This is a genomic window from Lysinibacillus sp. UBA6686, assembly GCF_002455205.1.
Classification (GTDB): Bacteria; Bacillota; Bacilli; order Bacillales_A; family Planococcaceae; genus Lysinibacillus; species Lysinibacillus pakistanensis.
The window spans coordinates 42,509-58,195 of the sequence record NZ_DKJS01000066.1; the positions used below are offsets into that span (position 1 = coordinate 42,509).

The window sequence follows — 15,687 nt, forward strand, 5'->3', positions numbered from 1 at the left end:
GGTCAAGTCTAAAAATATAACTGTAAAGGTGTTCAGTATTCTTTCAAACATTACATTTATGATACCGTTATCAATATTTATATTTCTGTTACTGTTGGCAAATGGAATTTCTGGACCATAAATCAAGGAAACTCGTTAGGGCTTCCTTAATTTATTATTCGATATTTTACAGAGCCAAAATAAAAATTTTTTAGCTACAACCAAACTAGCTTCAGTTCAAAAAACATAGGCGCCGACATCTTACTTTCGTAAAATGCTAGCACCTATGTTGAGAAATGGTTTTTCCCAACCTCTATCAAATTTCCATACCGCTAATTAAAAGCCCTTTGCAGCTTCCTTCAAGCCGAGTACGACGTCTAATTGCTCCTCATACTTATCTTGCGTTGTATACTTACGATTCAATTCAATATGTGCTAGCATTTTCTCCACTAGCTTTGTATACGAAAAATCCGGTTGCTCAAAAATATTAATATAACCCGGCTCATCTCGGTGTCGAATACGCCAATGCCCATTCCCATCCTGATACGCATTCGCTATAATTTCCTGTACCGCCACCTGCGTAAACATAACTATGTGTTCCTTCATCGATAGCCCACTCATATAGCTTTTCACCGACTGTGGTGCATCCTCTGGGAAAATCCCATTATCCATATTCGCCTCTGCTGCCTGAGCCTCTGCCGCCGCATTCACTCTCTCTAGCGACCCTTGATGACCACTTAGCTCTTTCATATAACGCTCATGACCAATCAAATCGCCCTGCCTGAAAGCGACAATCGCCTTATGCTCGAGTTCAATCATTTCTTTAAACGATAACTCGCGTACTTCCTCATTCTGACTATTATCACGCTGCTCTGCTGCCTGCTGTGTCGCAACAAGTAGATTACCAAAATTCGCATCGTATCCTTGCTTCGCCACCTGCGGATAAATATTCATTACCCCACCTTGTACCGCCTGCATCTTCATCCATTCACACCTACCAATAATATATTAATTATTATATACATCGACAAACACACAATAATTTCCATATGAATTAGTAATCCTTTTTAAAGAATTTAGTGATTAAATTTATTTGTTTTATACAACCCAAATACAATTAACGTTCCCAAAGCAAAGTTTGGAAACTCATTAAAAGGCCACGAATGCTGTTAAATCAGTGTTTTGTGGCTTTTTGTAAGAACAGTATCTAGACAATTTTTTAACGATGAAATCCGCATTTTCAACCGGCTCCTCAACTTCAACTAATAGGGCTTAAGTTGATTAAGCATCTCTGTTCTTCTTCCACTCCCATGAAAATAAAATCTCTGGGACTACAAACGCGACCTTTATATTTAAAAAAATGGTAGCGCCTAACTTCATACATTATTACCCCTGATACTTTCGGACTTATTCATAATGATTATCATCAAGGAAACTTAATTATTACTGGGGAAGGTAGTATAACTACAATTGATTTTGATGACTGCTCATTTAATTGGTATGCTCAAGATATTGCAGTAGCTTTCTATTATACAAATTCCCTTTTTATGGATACTGGTATTTTAGAAGGATGGCAAGGATAAACCTTACAAAGCTTAAAAGACAAAATCAGATATCAAGTACCATATGCAGGTATTAACGATTTTTTTATTTTTTTTTTAGTTTCAACATGCACATTACATTTTGTTGATACACTTATTCATAATGAGGATATTTCGAAGAGAACGAGAAACTTTCATTAGAGAATGACTATATGAGTATAGGATTGATAAATATCTTAGTTATTCCATTAAAGGGCACGATACTGTAATAAGAAGCAGCGTTTATTTTCATTAAAGGGCCATTTAATTGAATAAATGAATATCTGCATCTGTTATAAAGATGCATTTTTTTAAAAATGTTGTAACGAAATCAATAATTTTGTGATACATAGTTGAATGGCCAGACGGAAAAGGGAGGGTGGCAGTGGATAAGGACAATATATACCAAGATTATGGGGATTTTATTTTTAAATACTTGTTAACTTTGACAAACAACCTTGATTTAGCAGAGGAGCTAACTCAAGAAACATTTTATCAAGCGATTAAATCCATTAATAACTTTCACGATAATGGTAAAGCCAAGTTTTCCGCGTGACTCTGTGCAATTGCTAAAAACGTATGGCTGCAAGAATTAAACCATAAAAATAAAAACCAACAATTGAAGGACTCAATAAAAAATGAAAGTACAACATTTTACGACTTGGAAGATGAGTATAAAAAAAACGAGGATAAAGTTATGTTTTTTAAAAAGTACTTTATTTAAGATTGTTGGGTGACTTATCGTTCAAAGAAATTGGTTCAATTTTTGAAAGGACAGAAAATTGGGCAAGAGTAACTTTTTATAGAGCAAAACTTGAAATCAGAAAGGGTGAGTAGGGTTATGAAACATAGTGTATTTAAGGATTTGGCTCCTGCTTATATTGATAAATTAACAAGTGAAGAAACAAACGAACAGATAGAAAAACATATGGATTAATGGTGAAGAATGGCGAAATTATTTAAATGAAGGGAGATTTATTTTCNNGCTCCAAAAATAGAAAAAAGATCTTAGTGATCGTATCATCACTTAATTTGATAAAACGCTACTTTATATTAATAAAGGTAAACAACATTTTTTGGGATATTCAATTGACTTTTTGCTACGATACGAAATATAATTTGGTTGGTCAACCAAACAAAAAGGAGAGATAAAATGAGTGTTAAGGATAAACGTCAAAGATTAATTGATGCGGCATATAAAGTGTTTAGCAGGAAGGGATTTAATAATGCCTCTATAAAAGATATTGCTCACGAAGCTGGCATTACTCCTGGACTTGTTCATTATTATTTTAAGAATAAGGAAGAGTTATTATTTTCCGTCCAGAGTGATATTCAAGAACGATACCATATTCAATATGATGGCAAAAAAGAGGCGGAAATGAATCCATTAGATGTTTTGTTTGAAATTAAATCAAGAGTAGAAAAAGATCCTGATTGGTATCGTTGGAGATATGAGCTTTATTCTTTAGGATTAAAAAATGATCCATATAAACAAGAAGTAGCAAACATTTTACAAAACGGGAGGGAGAGTCTTTCTAATCCTTTAAAGAACCTAAACGTTGAAGCCAAAGAAACGGATGCTCTTGCCGGTATTTTATTGGCTTGCTTCGATGGACTAGCTCTCCAAAAAATGTTCGATGACGAATTTGACCTTGATCAAACGTATAAATTGTTAATTGATTTATTAGAGAACTATTTGAAAAAAAGAAAAAATTAGAGTTTTAATAAAAAGTTTGATTGTTCATATGAGGAGAAAAACAATGAAAAAAGCAATCTTTTTTTTAGGGAGCTTACTACTCCTACTAACCCCTTTTGCTGCTTCTGCTAAAACGGAAGATACGAAAGAAAAAATAACAAAATTTATGGAGAAATCCTTAGATATGTATAATATTCCTGGCACATCGTTGGCAATATTAGAAAACGGGGAAATGATTTATCAAAATCAATGGGGTATTTTAAGTGATGGGTCAAATGTAACAGCAGACACACCGTTTCTTATTGGTTCTTTAAGCAAACCAATTACATCTCTGGCTATTATGATGTTAGTGGAAGATAGCAAAATAAAGCTTGATGAACCGATACAGTCCTATATTCCAACGTTTACATATCAAACAGACAGTTCAAAACAAATTACAGTTTTGCATCTTTTAGAACAAACAAGTGGTATTAGTGAGCTTGAAGGTCTTAAAGTGACGGACAAGGATTGGCCGAAAGAGGGGGCAATCAATCAAGCTATAAAAGAACTTAGTGGTGTAGTGTTATCTCACGAGCCTGGAGAGGTTTATGAATATAACTCTGCTAACTATTTACTCTTAGGGGCAATTGTTGAAAATGTTTCGAACCAAACCTTTTCAGATTTTTTGAATACGAATATTTTTACCCCACTTGGTATGGAAAATTCCGCTGCTGATTATGAAAGTGCGGTAGAAAAAGGATACATACCTGGTTTCGAGTCATGGTTTGGTAGGCCCGTTGTCAGTGATGGATTCTATGATCATGCGGGAGCACCTTATGGCTATATTGCTTCAAGTTCAAATGATTTAGCGAAATTTTTAAAATTTATGCTAGAGGGCGGAGACTTATTATCAGAACAAAACCTTGAGTTATTAAAAACTCCTCCAGAAGAAGGTAAAACATACGGTTACGGTTGGCATTTTTCTAAAACAGAACATTACCCTTTCCACGGTGGGGCAACATCTGATTTTAGAGCGCAAATGTTTTTAATACCTGAAGAAAATATTGCAGCAGTACTTTTAACCAATAAATATAATTTTATAGAAGATGCTCAAGTCTCTCATATAATGAATGGAATTCAATCTATCCTGAACGGAAAAGAACCAGATGAATTGCCTGTACAGAGCTATAGTATTCAATGGAGTATATTGGGGATTACATTACTCTTTGCTATTTTAACGATAATCCATTTCTTCAGACTTAGAAGAAAGAAGGTTCTAAACAAAAAAATACCGTTTACTTTTGGAGTCATTTCGCTCCTCCTAGCTGTGGGATTGATTCCACTATTTGTTTATGTTATTGGTACCCCATGGAAAAGTATTCGTTTCTTCGCACCGGACATATCATTATTAATTTATTGTTTGGTAGTAATATTTGCTCTTCATGGAATTACGACTTTAATCATAACAATTTTTAAAAAGAAAATTACCTAAGCTTATCCTTGTGCTAAGTCTACAAATCAATTACACTAAGACGAAATTGATAGTAAGAGCATGTTTTGACCAATCTTTTTTCAAAACATGCTTTTTCTTATTGTTCATTTATCAAGGTTATTCATATCAATTTGATCAAATTTTATTTTTTTATAGGTGAATGATTAATTTAAACTTCTATTTTCTACTTTAATTTTCCCTCCAACAACCTTGCAACAAGCACGTAATTTTCTTCATTATAAATAGCTGCATACCTAGAATCATAGCCATCAAAAAGCTGTAATGGGAGGTTTTCATAGTCAGTTAAATAGGCATCGTAATAGGTAGATGCAAAAGCAGCTCCTTCTTCTGTTAAATCTTCATCTAACAAAACCCCATCGTAAAATTCAATGAAAAAATCGAGCGCTGTTATTTGACCTTGCATTAGCTGTTCATAAAGCTCTGGGTCATCCTCTTCAATGATAGTCGTATTTGCTAATTGATGCTCCAACATCCAACGGTAAAAAAAAGCGATATGCACTGCACCTTGATTAGTAGGTAACTGCTGTGGAAAGTCCTCTGCATCAGAATGCCATTTCATTTTGTCATAGGCTGTCATAAATTCTCCTGTCCTCTTATATAAGCTCTTTAATAATCAGCTCAAAGCGCGTGCGATATGGCTCTGGAATATGCATAAATTCTGAGCTAGTAAAGTCATTCATATGGATGATGCCAAAACATGTATATAAAAGCTGCGCTACAACCATATCTTTATATTCTTCAATGTGTTCACTTTGTTCAAGTGGAATAAATGGGCAAAGCTCTATAAATGGTGTCGTCATAAATTTTTCGAACCATTGCAAATTGTTATCTGTACTCATAGCTTTTTCAAAGAATGCATCGTAAGGAACTTCTTGAACAGCTAGCACAGTACATACAAAGACAGGCAATGTTTCAGGCGTTAAACCGAATTTTTCCACATAGGCTTTTGCAAAGTATTCAGGCATTAGCGAATGGTCGCCATCACATTCATACATATAGTCGATTACGAGCTTGCCATAACTTTTATCGTATAAACCAAGACCGAAAACAGCGAATGTACTTGGCATTGCTGCTTCTTCATCATCAACATCTTGATAAAAATGATACTGTGCCATCGCCTTATAACTATATTCAACTAGCGCAGTATGTAGGCTAGGATAGCTGAGAGCTTTAGTAAAGAAGTGATGTGATGATGTGACAGGTAAATGCTCGATTGGCAACCCTAAGTCGCTTTTACCTTCATAATAAATGCCATAGCTTTTAGGGAAATCTTCTTCTAATAAAGCATTTAAGTAAGCTAATGCTTGACGATAAGCTTCTTCGCTCTCTTCTTTAATTTTAATCGTAATCGTGGCTAGTACATCATTTGCTTGGCAGAAAATTAGGTCGGATGCCATTTGCTGTTTATGTGTTGGCAAAGTACCAGAGCCGACTGTGATTAATGAGTTATATGCTTCTGCATCTAATTCTTTGATTGTTGCCAGCAGCTCTTTGACTGTTAAATAAGAATAGCTTGCGCCGTATTTACTTAAATTCACTGCGTAGTAGCATAGCAATGGTAAGTAAGTTAATGATTGATGCTCGTCGATAAAGTGAGAAAGACAATAGCGCTGTGTTTCAAAGTCTAGCTCTTGACGAAATTCATCAAGCAAGACAAGCTGCTGATAATGGCAGAGCACTTCATGCAGCGTGAAGGCGTCTAGTAAAAAAGACAAGGTGATGATTTTAGAAGGATAACCATCTGTATCAATTTTATATTGTTTAGAAAGTAGTTCTTGCTCAAGCTGTAGCCATAATGCTTCGTTTTCGGTAAATTGTTTAGTTTTCATGGAATGACCTCCCTTTTATGAAAGAACAACTACACTATTAAAATTAACTTTCGTGCATAAATATTGTAAATTTCAAATTTATTAATGCATCAGAAAGTTCATTAGGGAAAGAAAAATCTAGTGTAATCAATTAAAAATCGCTCAAATCATTACATACATAGTCAATAGCACTGCAAAATAGTCCATACTTTATCAAATTCTTTGTTTTTGCAGTCCTCTTCACGAATCCAGAAATATAGTTTGCCGCTATCGCCCCACATATAGCCTAGGTCATCTTCCGAATCAAGCTGTAATAGCAGCTGCCAATCCTTTACGTGTGGTTCAAGCTCCTTGCGTAACGGGTGATTGTAGGCTGTTGAATCCCCACAATATAAACCGTTTGTGACAAGTTGGCATTCTAAATACATATCCCCTTGAATCGTATCAGGATGACCATCTATACGATGTGTCGTTTGTTCCTGTGCTTCTTCATCGACCCAATCATAAAAAAAATCATTGTAGGCATCTTGTTGTTCCTCTGCTAAAATAGTTTCTAAATTTTTGCTATAAGGAGATGCCCATGAAGGGAGTGTCCATTCATTTCTAAAGTGTAGTGCCGCACTATCAATATACTCCGTTAAAACTGCGGGTTGCTGCATTCGCTTTAAACTGTCAGGTGCTTGTGTGAAGTGGAAAACGTGAAAGCCATCGCCATCATTTGGATCATAGCCCCAAGGTTGTCCAATGACATCATAGAAAAAGGATAATAGTCCATCAGCAGGCAGCAAGTTGTTGGAATCATACGACTTTACTTCTGTTAAATTAAGCTGACATAGAAAGTATAATGGCTGGTTATTATTTGTATGTGGCCATATAAAATCTGTCGGTACATCGGGGTTGCCACCGATTTTGGACTGTCCAATTTGAATGGCATCATCTACTGTCGGTATTGCCGAAGCACGAATTGACTTTTTAGCGAACTGCAAAATTTGTTCTGCCACCTCTCCAAGCTCAAAATCAAATAATGCTGTTCGTAACTTTTCCATGTTTATTCCCCCTTATTTTTATCTAATTTCAATATAGTACATACGTTCCCTTGTGTAAAGCCTGTATTTGGAATTATTTAAATATTATTGAATCAACAGGTTTAGAAAGCATAGCAATTACGAGGTCTTCTTGAATTTTTACTGACTTTTGATACAGTAAAGGTTATGATAGTGAGCCTGATTAGCAATTTTTACCCCTATTTTAAGTGATTGAAGAGCAGATGAGCTTTAATTAAGCGAAGTAAGGAAAAGGGCAGTATTCCATCTCACTTCTTACACCCCATATTGGATTACATTAATAATGAAGTAGCCTAGTTTACGATTTTTAGAGATTTTCATTTAAAAATAACACGCTGTTTGTCATTTTCACACAATAAAATTTACCGAACCTTCTCATCAAATGATGAATAATTGAAGAACTAGAAAAAACTATGGTAAAAGATTGTGATAAAAAATTATCAACATTTATTAGGGAGGATTACTAGATGAAAACGTATCGAATTGCTGTAATACCAGGGGATGGCATTGGAAAAGAGGTTGTTCCTGCTGCGATAGAGGTTCTCGATCAGGCTGCACATCTTGATGGAAGCTTTCAATTTGAATGGACTACATTTCCTTGGGGCTGTGACTATTACTTAGAGACAGGTAAAATGATGCCAGATAATGGCATTGAAATATTAAAAGACTTCGATCAAATTTTCTTAGGGGCAGTAGGGATGCCTAATTTAGTACCTGATCACATTTCTTTATGGGGGCTACTGATTAAAATTCGCCGTGAGATGAAGCAGTCTATAAATGTACGTCCAGCAAAGCTATTACAAGGCTTATCTTCACCATTGCGCAACCCAAATGACTTTGATTTAATAGTTGTACGGGAAAACTCAGAGGGAGAATATGCTGAAAGCGGTGGCAGAATACATAGTGGTCAGGATGAGGTTGCTATCCAAAATGCTATATTTACAAGGAAGGGTACAGAGCGTGCGATGCGTTATGCATTTGAAATAGCAAAAACACGACGTCAGCATGTGACAAGTGCCACGAAGTCAAATGGAATTACCTATAGCATGCCATTTTGGGACGAGGTTTTTGTACAAGTAGGGAAAGATTTTAAAGATATTGGGCAAGTTTCTACGCATATTGATGCTTTAGCTGCCTTCTTCGTCATGAAACCAGAAAGCTTTGATGTTATTGTTGCATCCAATCTATTTGGTGATATATTAACAGATTTAGGTGGGGCTATTATGGGTAGCATTGGAATTGCTCCAGCAGCAAATTTAAATATTGAACGACAATATCCGTCTATGTTTGAACCTGTTCATGGCTCTGCTCCAGATATTGCTGGCCAGGGGATAGCCAATCCACTTGGACAAATTTGGACTGGTAAAATGATGCTTGATTTCTTAGGCTATCATGAGCTTGGCACAAGAGTGCTAAATGCGATAGAAGCAACATTAGCACAAGGGATCAAGACAGCAGATTTAGGTGGAACTTCAACATTACGCGATGTAACAAGCGCAGTACTAAATCATTTGCGATAAGGCATATGAAAAAATGATTGGAGTGAAGCGCTTATGAAAAACCTTTTTGCTTATAATTGGCAAGTCAGAGATGAATGGTTTGAGTGGTGCAATCAGCTAAGCCCAGAGGAATTATTGAAGGAAAGGCAAGGCGGAGTAGGGAGTTTCCTTTATACACTTTTTCATATTATAGACGTTGAATATAGCTGGATTCGTGGCATCCAACGCGAAAAAGACAGAATATTCGATTTTAGTGATTATCAAACATTAGAGCAAGTGAAAAAACTTTCTGATGAACTACGAATTGACAATATCGAATTTTTAAAAGTCAATGAGGGCTTTAATAATGGCATTGTAAAAGTCGCTTGGGATGATAAGGAATATAGAAAAATTGATATTATCCATCATATTATTGTGCATGAAATCCATCATATAGGTCAACTTTCCGTTTGGGCAAAGGAATTAGCCCTACCTTCTGTATCTGCGAATTTTATTGGTAGAGAATTAAAGACTTATTAATCTAATTTTTATATACAGCAAGGAAAAAGGTAAGGGCATGATAAAATGACCCTTACCTCTATAACTATTCTTGTGTTTGTAAGTATTCTACAGCAACATCTGGTCGATCTGTAATAATGCCCTTTGCACCGTTACGGATTAATTTCTTCATCGTCTCTCCGTCATTGATGGTCCAATAGTGAACAGGAATGTTTAAGTTGCTTAAAAACTGAATAAACTTCGGTGAATCTAATGCAATAACACCTGATTTAGGTGGTATTTGGAACACGTCTACCCTTGGATGATATAGATGTCCAAATTGGCTGGAGAAGGAAGCGAATGCTTTTCGAACATCTATCTCACCAGCACCGAGGGCTACTTGATTTTGTGCATATAGATTAAAACGGTCTATCTGCTCCCCGTAAAAGCTTGTAACAACTACACGATTCTCAGCGCCAAGCTCTTCAATTAAACGCCATAATTTTGAAGGCATTAAGCTTCCTTCATACGTATCTGGTGCGTCTTTAATATCAATATTGACCAACATATTTGGATATGCTTCTAGTAATTCCCGTAAAGTAACAACATCTACTTTTTCATTTCGATAAGGAAATTCCCCATTTAAATCTTCAAATTGATAACCGTGGTTTAAGGCATTAATTTCTGCTAAAGTCATATCTGCAATAAGACCATAGCCATCTGTTGTACGATGGACAGTATCATCATGAAAGACGATAATTTCCTCATCTTTCGTTAAGCGAATGTCTATTTCAAAGCCATCTACTCCTAATTGTGCAGCTTTTTTAAAAGCAGGCATTGTATGCTCAGGTGCTAGTAGTGCACCACCACGATGTGCGAGAATAATAGGGTGATCAAATTGTAATGCTTGTTTACTTTCACGCTGCTGAGGTTTAGAAATTGCTTTACTACCTGCCCAAGCAGCCGCACTTGCTGCTGCGATTGCAAGCGCGATCTTCGTTTTTTTACCCATATTCGTCCTCCTTAAAAAATTTAGATGATATAAAAGGTACTGGCGAATTCATTTTTGAATTTGAAAGTTTTGAGCAAACAAAATCAGAGAAACTGTGATTATGGACGTCTAAACTAATGTCTTATTAACTTGCTTAAGTGAATGTTCAACTCTTAATGAATATTGTATGCTTTACCATTATAACGGAAAAATGAGCGTTCTGTCAGCTAAACTCTGTTGCTATCATTTTCCGGTCTATGGTATTCTTTTATGTAAGAAATGAGGGAATACTATATGAACGAACGACAAGGACTAATCGTGTACGTCCATCAATTAAAACATGCAAAGTCTCTTCGAAAATATGGTCATGTTCTTTATATTTCTCGGAGGCAAAAATATGTAGTGCTCTATTGCGATCGAGAGGAAATTGAAATGATGACAACAAAACTACAACGCCTTCCTTTTGTAAAAGACGTTGTAAAGTCTTATCGTCCATTCGTGAAAACTGAGTATGAAAATGCAAAACCTGATAAAGCCAAGGAATATGACTACAAAGCAGGTCTATAATATTACGTTAATGCAGGAATATAGTGATGAAGTCTCATTATTCCAATTAAGTATTGATAAAATAGTTTTGATTCCGAAAATATAGATGAGTGCTTTATTTCTACAACAACTGCTTTTCGACCTAGTTGCTCAATACTTTCTTCGAATATTTTTTGTCGCTTAGAAGGCTTGTCTTCTATATAAGGAATGCCCTCTCGACAAATATAAATCGGCATAAATTTACTTTCACCGACTGGTTTGAAGGCAACTGCTAAAGAAGCAACTTTTTTTTCTTCTTTTGAGGAAGTTAGTATAAAGGCTTGGTGAAAGCGACTTTGATTGGTATTCACTAGTTCAAGAAGCTCATAAACATCACCATAGCCTTCACCTAATTCAATAAATTGTTGTGGCATAAAAATTGCACATCCTTTCCAATATACATAGTATCATGCTGTGGGAGGTCAAGCATATGAAATTTGCAATGAGTTTTTTTTCAGTACTTGCTTTAATTATTACAGGTATAATTTTTTTCCAGTATCATGCATATTCTTCTGACTTAGAGACTGGTAATGGTGATTTTCTTTACTCACAAGAGATAGAAATTTTCTATCGCGAAAATAGCTTAGATATAAGGCAGCATTTTAAAAATCTTCCTGATCAAAAGGTGAAAATTAAGTGGCCAGAAAATGCCATTAACCTTAGCTGCTTTATGGAAACTGAAAAAAGCTGTGATCGTTTATCAGATGAAGCTTCCTACTTTGCTAAGGGAGAAATAAAATCCCAATCTGTTTCATACATAATTCCAATTGAGGGTGGCTTAAAAGATAAAATGCTTATCCAAAATGTTTTAGCCACATTATTAAATGGTGAAGCTACTTATTCGATTGTCCATATTTCCACAGATAGTAAAATTGCTGGTCAATGGATTACAGGTTTACCTTTAATTGGACAGCAACAGCTAGCACTTGTTAACTATACAATGTTTAGTGGGAATGGTACAATCCGTGATATTTATTGGCAATCAGCTAACCTCAAAGTTCAAGAACAAAGTCCTATTTTATCTATTTATGCACCAGGAGCTATTGCAAAGGATTTTTTGAAATCATTGGAAAATTTACAGTTTTTAAATGACCAGCATATTGCGATTATTCAAGAAAAAAATCCAATGAAAGAACATGATGATCGACTTTTATTTTTACCGACTTTAACCGCACAAGCAGTGGAGCAGGAAGTGGTGCTGTCACAAATAAAATCGCAATATAAGTTCGATAATTCTCCTGAATGGTTGCCAGAGGTTGTGGCATCCTATTTAGTGAAGGATACGATAGGCTCTGAAAAAACGAAGGAAATCGTGGCAACATTAAAGGAATATATGACTACAGATCAGGAGGCAGCTTGGCAGGAAGCGATGAATAAACTTGGAGAAGAACCAATTACTCCTGCTTCAATGGATGATCTTTTAACAGCGGTTTTAGGTGCAAAAACTTCTTATTTCAAGTTAAATACTGAACAAAAGAACGGGACATATCCATTATTTTTTGAAGATGATCGTGATATTTATGTAAATGATGCCTTGAAAAAAGATGTTCAATTTATTCACTATGAAGGGCAATCTTTATATACAGCCGATACATTGTTGCCGTATCTTGGTTATAGTGCCACTGAAGGGGAAAATGGCTATTATGTAAAAAGTGAAAATCGTTCATTCAGATTCCCGAAAGAACCAGGATTCTACGTATTTAATCAACGTAGATACTCTACTATTTCAGAACCGATTATTAAAATAGCTGGCCATTATTATGTTGAAGAAGCTTGGCTCCAACGCTTATTCTTAGTAGAATTACAAAAAAATGATGGTCGTATCCAAGTAATAACACAAGGGCAAGAATAATTTTTTTTGCAGCGGAGGTTTTTCTTCCGCTGCAAAAATGCTTTTATCTTGATTTAGCCGATCCTTACCATGCGAAAGCGAAGCGTCAGAATACTTCCATCTCTATTAATGGCGAGATGAAAGCAGTTTTTATCTATTCAACGAGCCTACAAACACCCGCTGAAATAGAGAAACCAAAGACACGTGTAGTGACCAACATCGTGTTGGCCTACATTCCCTGGCGAATGTCACTGATTTTGAAGGGGAGCTTTTAGAGAGAGCTCGAAAAAAATATAAACTCAATTATGCTGGGGTGTAATTGATATGGAAGAAGAAAGTACGGTGATTGACATAAATGAGAGTTGTAGCAGGAGAAAGAAAAGGAATGCCATTAAAGGCGATTGCGGGAAATACAACGAGACCTACAACTGACAAAGTAAAGGAATCCATTTTTAATATTATTGGTCCTTTTTTTGATGGAGGGATTGCCCTCGATTTATTTGCGGGGAGCGGTGGTTTAGGCATCGAAGCTTTAAGCAGAGGTGCTGAACGAGCTATATTTATTGAAAAGGATGCTAAGGCGTTTCAGATGCTACAGGAGAATATAAAAAAATGTCGGTATGAGGATTGTTCTGAGCTCTTTCGGATAGATGCTAAACGAGCTGTGAAAGCGCTATTAAAACGAGATATTACCTTTAAATTAGCTTTTTTAGATCCACCTTATCACCATAAGGAATATTATGATCTAGTACAAGTACTTATCGATAATCATAAAATCCAACAAGATGGCATTATTTTGTGTGAACATGCAACAGAAGTAGAACTACCACAAAGTTTTGGAGACTTTGTATTAAAGAGACAAGAAACATATGGCGGAACGATTATTTCTGTTTATCTTTATTCAGAGGGTGTCTAAATATCATTGAATAAAGGAAAAGCCTCTGGCGGATGCCATGATATTACGCCAAGGCAAAATTGATTGTTGTGCAGAGGAAGAGGGAGAATAAGTTGTCAGAGAAAATTGCTGTAGTTCCTGGAAGTTTTGATCCTGTAACATTTGGTCACTTAGATATTATTAAACGTGCGGCAGATGTTTTCGATACTGTTTATGTAGCAGTGTTAAATAATTCATCGAAGCAGCCACTGTTTTCTGTAGAAGAACGCATGGCTTTAATGGCAGAGGTGACGAAAACATTGCCAAACGTGCGTATTGAAAGCTCATCTGGTTTGTTGATAGACTATGCGAAAGAAAAAAAAGCAAAGGCTATTGTTCGCGGTTTACGAGCTGTATCAGATTTTGAATATGAGATGCAAATTACTTCGATGAACCGTTTTCTAGATGAAACCATTGAAACATTTTTTATCATGACAAAAAATCAATATTCATTCTTAAGCTCAAGCATTGTAAAAGAAGTAGCGAAATATGGTAGCGATGTCAAAGAGCTCGTTCCTACATGTGTTGTAGCTGCCTTAAAAGAAAAATATGGGTTTACGAAATGAAAAACAAAGGGGATGTCAGTATTTGGGCGTCTCCTTTTTTATTTTATGATAGGAATGAGGCTACTCGACTATTGAGCTAATGGAGTAGCCTAGAAAGAAAATTACGCTCAGTCCACTACATTTCTTCATAATTTGGAAAAAATGAGTGCAAGAAAAAAGCTGCTTACATTATTTTAAGAAAAAAAGAGCATAAATAGTTGGCACAATGATTATGCTAAGTAGGCGGAATTTTATATACGGCCGAACAGAAAGCTTGGCTGATTTAGCAATAACAAAAATTTGCAAATGTATACTAATGCTTTGCATAGTAAGTAATAGAACTACTAGCAATGGTAAATAGGAATGACTGGGAAAGGCTGTGACAGTCATTTTAAGACCATTTGTAACTTCTAGTATGGCCGCAATAGAAAGCTCAGCTGTATGGGGTAATTTTGGTATGAGTTTATCTAAGCCTTGTTGTACAATCGTTTGGATCGTAGTGAAAAAGATAATGGTTGTTCCAACTAAAAGAATCGTCGGTGCTGTCTCTTTAATGCTTTCTGAGAAAGGTGCTGAATATAAAGGCGTATTATGAATAGAAATGCTAGGAAGGTCAGATTTTCTGAATAAAAAATAACCAGTTATTAAACAACAAATATTAAAACTATGTAGTAAACATAAAAACAGCCAGCCAAACGTATTGCTGTGTAACAAATCAAGGCTTACAAAACCTAGCACAAAAAGCGGACTTGGTGCATGACAGACAGCTAGTAAAAAATTGGCTTCTTTAGGATGAAGCTGCCCACTGTTTTTTAGATAAACAATTGTTGTTGCACCAGTAGGATAACCACCAAGTGCGCTAATAATATAGGCTTGTACGTATAGTGAGGCTCTTTTGGTCTTTGTTCGCATAGGAGCCGTTAAACGTAGTAGCCATTGCGTTAAAATTAAATAAGGTAATAAATATGGGAAAAGCGCATCCATAAATAGCGTTAAACCTAAGTCAGTACCGTGATGAGCTGTTTGTGGGAATAGCAAGAGTAATAGAATAAGAACTATGCAAAGCGCTATTTGAATTGTGGCATACATGTTATCATCTCGTTTCAACTTTTTGTCATTCACATAGGCAAATGCTAAAATCAATATATGTAAAAAAGGCAAAAACATGAACGTATGGTTTTGCGAGCGTCCTAGGAGGTGTTCCAA

At 35.8% G+C, this 15,687-nt stretch carries 17 protein-coding genes and 1 pseudogene; 11 read left to right on the top strand and 7 right to left on the bottom strand.

Annotation, left to right across the window (positions count from 1 at the left end; translation table 11 throughout):
• Positions 1–315: 315 nt before the first annotated feature.
• Complete coding sequence (locus B2R82_RS17275; RefSeq protein ID WP_286926115.1) at positions 316–963, bottom strand: hypothetical protein; 648 nt, start codon at positions 961–963, stop codon at positions 316–318.
• 386 nt (positions 964–1,349) lie between these two features.
• Here B2R82_RS17275 and B2R82_RS17280 point away from each other — a divergent pair.
• From B2R82_RS17280 to B2R82_RS17300, 5 genes and pseudogenes are all read left to right on the top strand, one after another.
• Positions 1,350–1,721, top strand: a pseudogene (locus tag B2R82_RS17280) (phosphotransferase); the annotation flags it as partial.
• A 223-nt stretch (positions 1,722–1,944) separates the two neighbouring features.
• On the top strand, positions 1,945–2,115 hold the full coding sequence (locus B2R82_RS17285; protein WP_286926116.1) for a sigma factor: 171 nt from the start codon (positions 1,945–1,947) through the stop codon (positions 2,113–2,115).
• Between the two features lie 285 nt (positions 2,116–2,400).
• Positions 2,401–2,496 (top strand): zf-HC2 domain-containing protein, encoded by a 96-nt coding sequence (locus B2R82_RS17290; protein ID WP_286926117.1) that lies wholly within the window; start codon positions 2,401–2,403, stop codon positions 2,494–2,496.
• A 216-nt stretch (positions 2,497–2,712) separates the two neighbouring features.
• A complete protein-coding gene (locus B2R82_RS17295) occupies positions 2,713–3,276 on the top strand; it encodes a TetR/AcrR family transcriptional regulator (protein ID WP_286926118.1) in 564 nt (187 codons plus the stop codon).
• Between the two features lie 43 nt (positions 3,277–3,319).
• Positions 3,320–4,726, top strand: coding sequence for a serine hydrolase (locus B2R82_RS17300; RefSeq protein WP_286926119.1), 1,407 nt, complete (start codon positions 3,320–3,322; stop codon positions 4,724–4,726).
• Positions 4,727–4,910: 184 nt separating this feature from the next.
• Here the strand turns inward: B2R82_RS17300 and B2R82_RS17305 are convergent, their stop codons facing one another.
• From B2R82_RS17305 to B2R82_RS17315, 3 genes are all read right to left on the bottom strand, one after another.
• Positions 4,911–5,324 (bottom strand): hypothetical protein, encoded by a 414-nt coding sequence (locus tag B2R82_RS17305; protein WP_286926120.1) that lies wholly within the window; start codon positions 5,322–5,324, stop codon positions 4,911–4,913.
• A 16-nt stretch (positions 5,325–5,340) separates the two neighbouring features.
• Entirely contained in the window at positions 5,341–6,576 is a 1,236-nt protein-coding gene (locus B2R82_RS17310; RefSeq protein ID WP_286926121.1) for a DUF6138 family protein, read from the bottom strand.
• A gap of 161 nt (positions 6,577–6,737) precedes the next feature.
• Positions 6,738–7,601, bottom strand: a complete 864-nt coding sequence (locus tag B2R82_RS17315) for a YwqG family protein (RefSeq protein ID WP_286926122.1) — start codon at positions 7,599–7,601, stop codon at positions 6,738–6,740.
• 485 nt (positions 7,602–8,086) lie between these two features.
• Between B2R82_RS17315 and B2R82_RS17320 the strand changes: the two genes are divergently transcribed.
• A complete protein-coding gene (locus B2R82_RS17320; protein ID WP_286926123.1) occupies positions 8,087–9,139 on the top strand; it encodes a tartrate dehydrogenase in 1,053 nt (350 codons plus the stop codon).
• Between the two features lie 33 nt (positions 9,140–9,172).
• Positions 9,173–9,637, top strand: a complete 465-nt coding sequence (locus tag B2R82_RS17325) for a DinB family protein (protein ID WP_286926124.1) — start codon at positions 9,173–9,175, stop codon at positions 9,635–9,637.
• Positions 9,638–9,701: 64 nt separating this feature from the next.
• Here the strand turns inward: B2R82_RS17325 and B2R82_RS17330 are convergent, their stop codons facing one another.
• Positions 9,702–10,607 carry a glycerophosphodiester phosphodiesterase gene (locus tag B2R82_RS17330; protein ID WP_286926125.1) on the bottom strand — a complete coding sequence of 302 codons (906 nt, stop codon included), beginning with the start codon at positions 10,605–10,607 and terminating at the stop codon, positions 9,702–9,704.
• A gap of 273 nt (positions 10,608–10,880) precedes the next feature.
• On the opposite strand from B2R82_RS17330, the gene B2R82_RS17335 reads away from it, so the two are divergent.
• Positions 10,881–11,153 carry a YlbG family protein gene (locus tag B2R82_RS17335; RefSeq protein WP_054770814.1) on the top strand — a complete coding sequence of 91 codons (273 nt, stop codon included), beginning with the start codon at positions 10,881–10,883 and terminating at the stop codon, positions 11,151–11,153.
• A 2-nt stretch (positions 11,154–11,155) separates the two neighbouring features.
• Here B2R82_RS17335 and B2R82_RS17340 read toward each other — a convergent pair whose 3' ends face one another.
• Complete coding sequence (locus B2R82_RS17340) at positions 11,156–11,545, bottom strand: DUF7147 family protein (RefSeq protein ID WP_286926126.1); 390 nt, start codon at positions 11,543–11,545, stop codon at positions 11,156–11,158.
• Between the two features lie 56 nt (positions 11,546–11,601).
• On the opposite strand from B2R82_RS17340, the gene B2R82_RS17345 reads away from it, so the two are divergent.
• From B2R82_RS17345 to coaD, 3 genes are all read left to right on the top strand, one after another.
• Positions 11,602–13,023 (top strand): RNA polymerase II, encoded by a 1,422-nt coding sequence (locus B2R82_RS17345; RefSeq protein WP_283871054.1) that lies wholly within the window; start codon positions 11,602–11,604, stop codon positions 13,021–13,023.
• A gap of 334 nt (positions 13,024–13,357) precedes the next feature.
• Positions 13,358–13,918 carry a 16S rRNA (guanine(966)-N(2))-methyltransferase RsmD gene (gene rsmD / locus B2R82_RS17350; RefSeq protein WP_286926127.1) on the top strand — a complete coding sequence of 187 codons (561 nt, stop codon included), beginning with the start codon at positions 13,358–13,360 and terminating at the stop codon, positions 13,916–13,918.
• Positions 13,919–14,010: 92 nt separating this feature from the next.
• Positions 14,011–14,502: a pantetheine-phosphate adenylyltransferase gene (gene coaD, locus B2R82_RS17355; RefSeq protein WP_283871056.1), complete on the top strand. Its 492-nt coding sequence runs from the start codon at positions 14,011–14,013 to the stop codon at positions 14,500–14,502.
• Between the two features lie 168 nt (positions 14,503–14,670).
• On the opposite strand, the gene B2R82_RS17360 is transcribed toward coaD, so the two are convergent.
• Positions 14,671–15,624, bottom strand: a complete 954-nt coding sequence (locus B2R82_RS17360; RefSeq protein ID WP_286926128.1) for a hypothetical protein — start codon at positions 15,622–15,624, stop codon at positions 14,671–14,673.
• Between the last annotated feature and the right edge of the window lie 63 nt (positions 15,625–15,687).

Coding starts and splice junctions, on each gene's coding strand:
- B2R82_RS17275 (WP_286926115.1), bottom strand. CDS start 963: ATGAAGATGCAGGCGGTACAAGGTGGGGTAATGAATATTTATCCGCAG.
- B2R82_RS17290 (WP_286926117.1), top strand. CDS start 2,401: ATGAAACATAGTGTATTTAAGGATTTGGCTCCTGCTTATATTGATAAA.
- B2R82_RS17295 (WP_286926118.1), top strand. CDS start 2,713: ATGAGTGTTAAGGATAAACGTCAAAGATTAATTGATGCGGCATATAAA.
- B2R82_RS17300 (WP_286926119.1), top strand. CDS start 3,320: ATGAAAAAAGCAATCTTTTTTTTAGGGAGCTTACTACTCCTACTAACC.
- B2R82_RS17305 (WP_286926120.1), bottom strand. CDS start 5,324: ATGACAGCCTATGACAAAATGAAATGGCATTCTGATGCAGAGGACTTT.
- B2R82_RS17310 (WP_286926121.1), bottom strand. CDS start 6,576: ATGAAAACTAAACAATTTACCGAAAACGAAGCATTATGGCTACAGCTT.
- B2R82_RS17315 (WP_286926122.1), bottom strand. CDS start 7,601: ATGGAAAAGTTACGAACAGCATTATTTGATTTTGAGCTTGGAGAGGTG.
- B2R82_RS17320 (WP_286926123.1), top strand. CDS start 8,087: ATGAAAACGTATCGAATTGCTGTAATACCAGGGGATGGCATTGGAAAA.
- B2R82_RS17325 (WP_286926124.1), top strand. CDS start 9,173: ATGAAAAACCTTTTTGCTTATAATTGGCAAGTCAGAGATGAATGGTTT.
- B2R82_RS17330 (WP_286926125.1), bottom strand. CDS start 10,607: ATGGGTAAAAAAACGAAGATCGCGCTTGCAATCGCAGCAGCAAGTGCG.
- B2R82_RS17335 (WP_054770814.1), top strand. CDS start 10,881: ATGAACGAACGACAAGGACTAATCGTGTACGTCCATCAATTAAAACAT.
- B2R82_RS17340 (WP_286926126.1), bottom strand. CDS start 11,545: ATGCCACAACAATTTATTGAATTAGGTGAAGGCTATGGTGATGTTTAT.
- B2R82_RS17345 (WP_283871054.1), top strand. CDS start 11,602: ATGAAATTTGCAATGAGTTTTTTTTCAGTACTTGCTTTAATTATTACA.
- rsmD (WP_286926127.1), top strand. CDS start 13,358: ATGAGAGTTGTAGCAGGAGAAAGAAAAGGAATGCCATTAAAGGCGATT.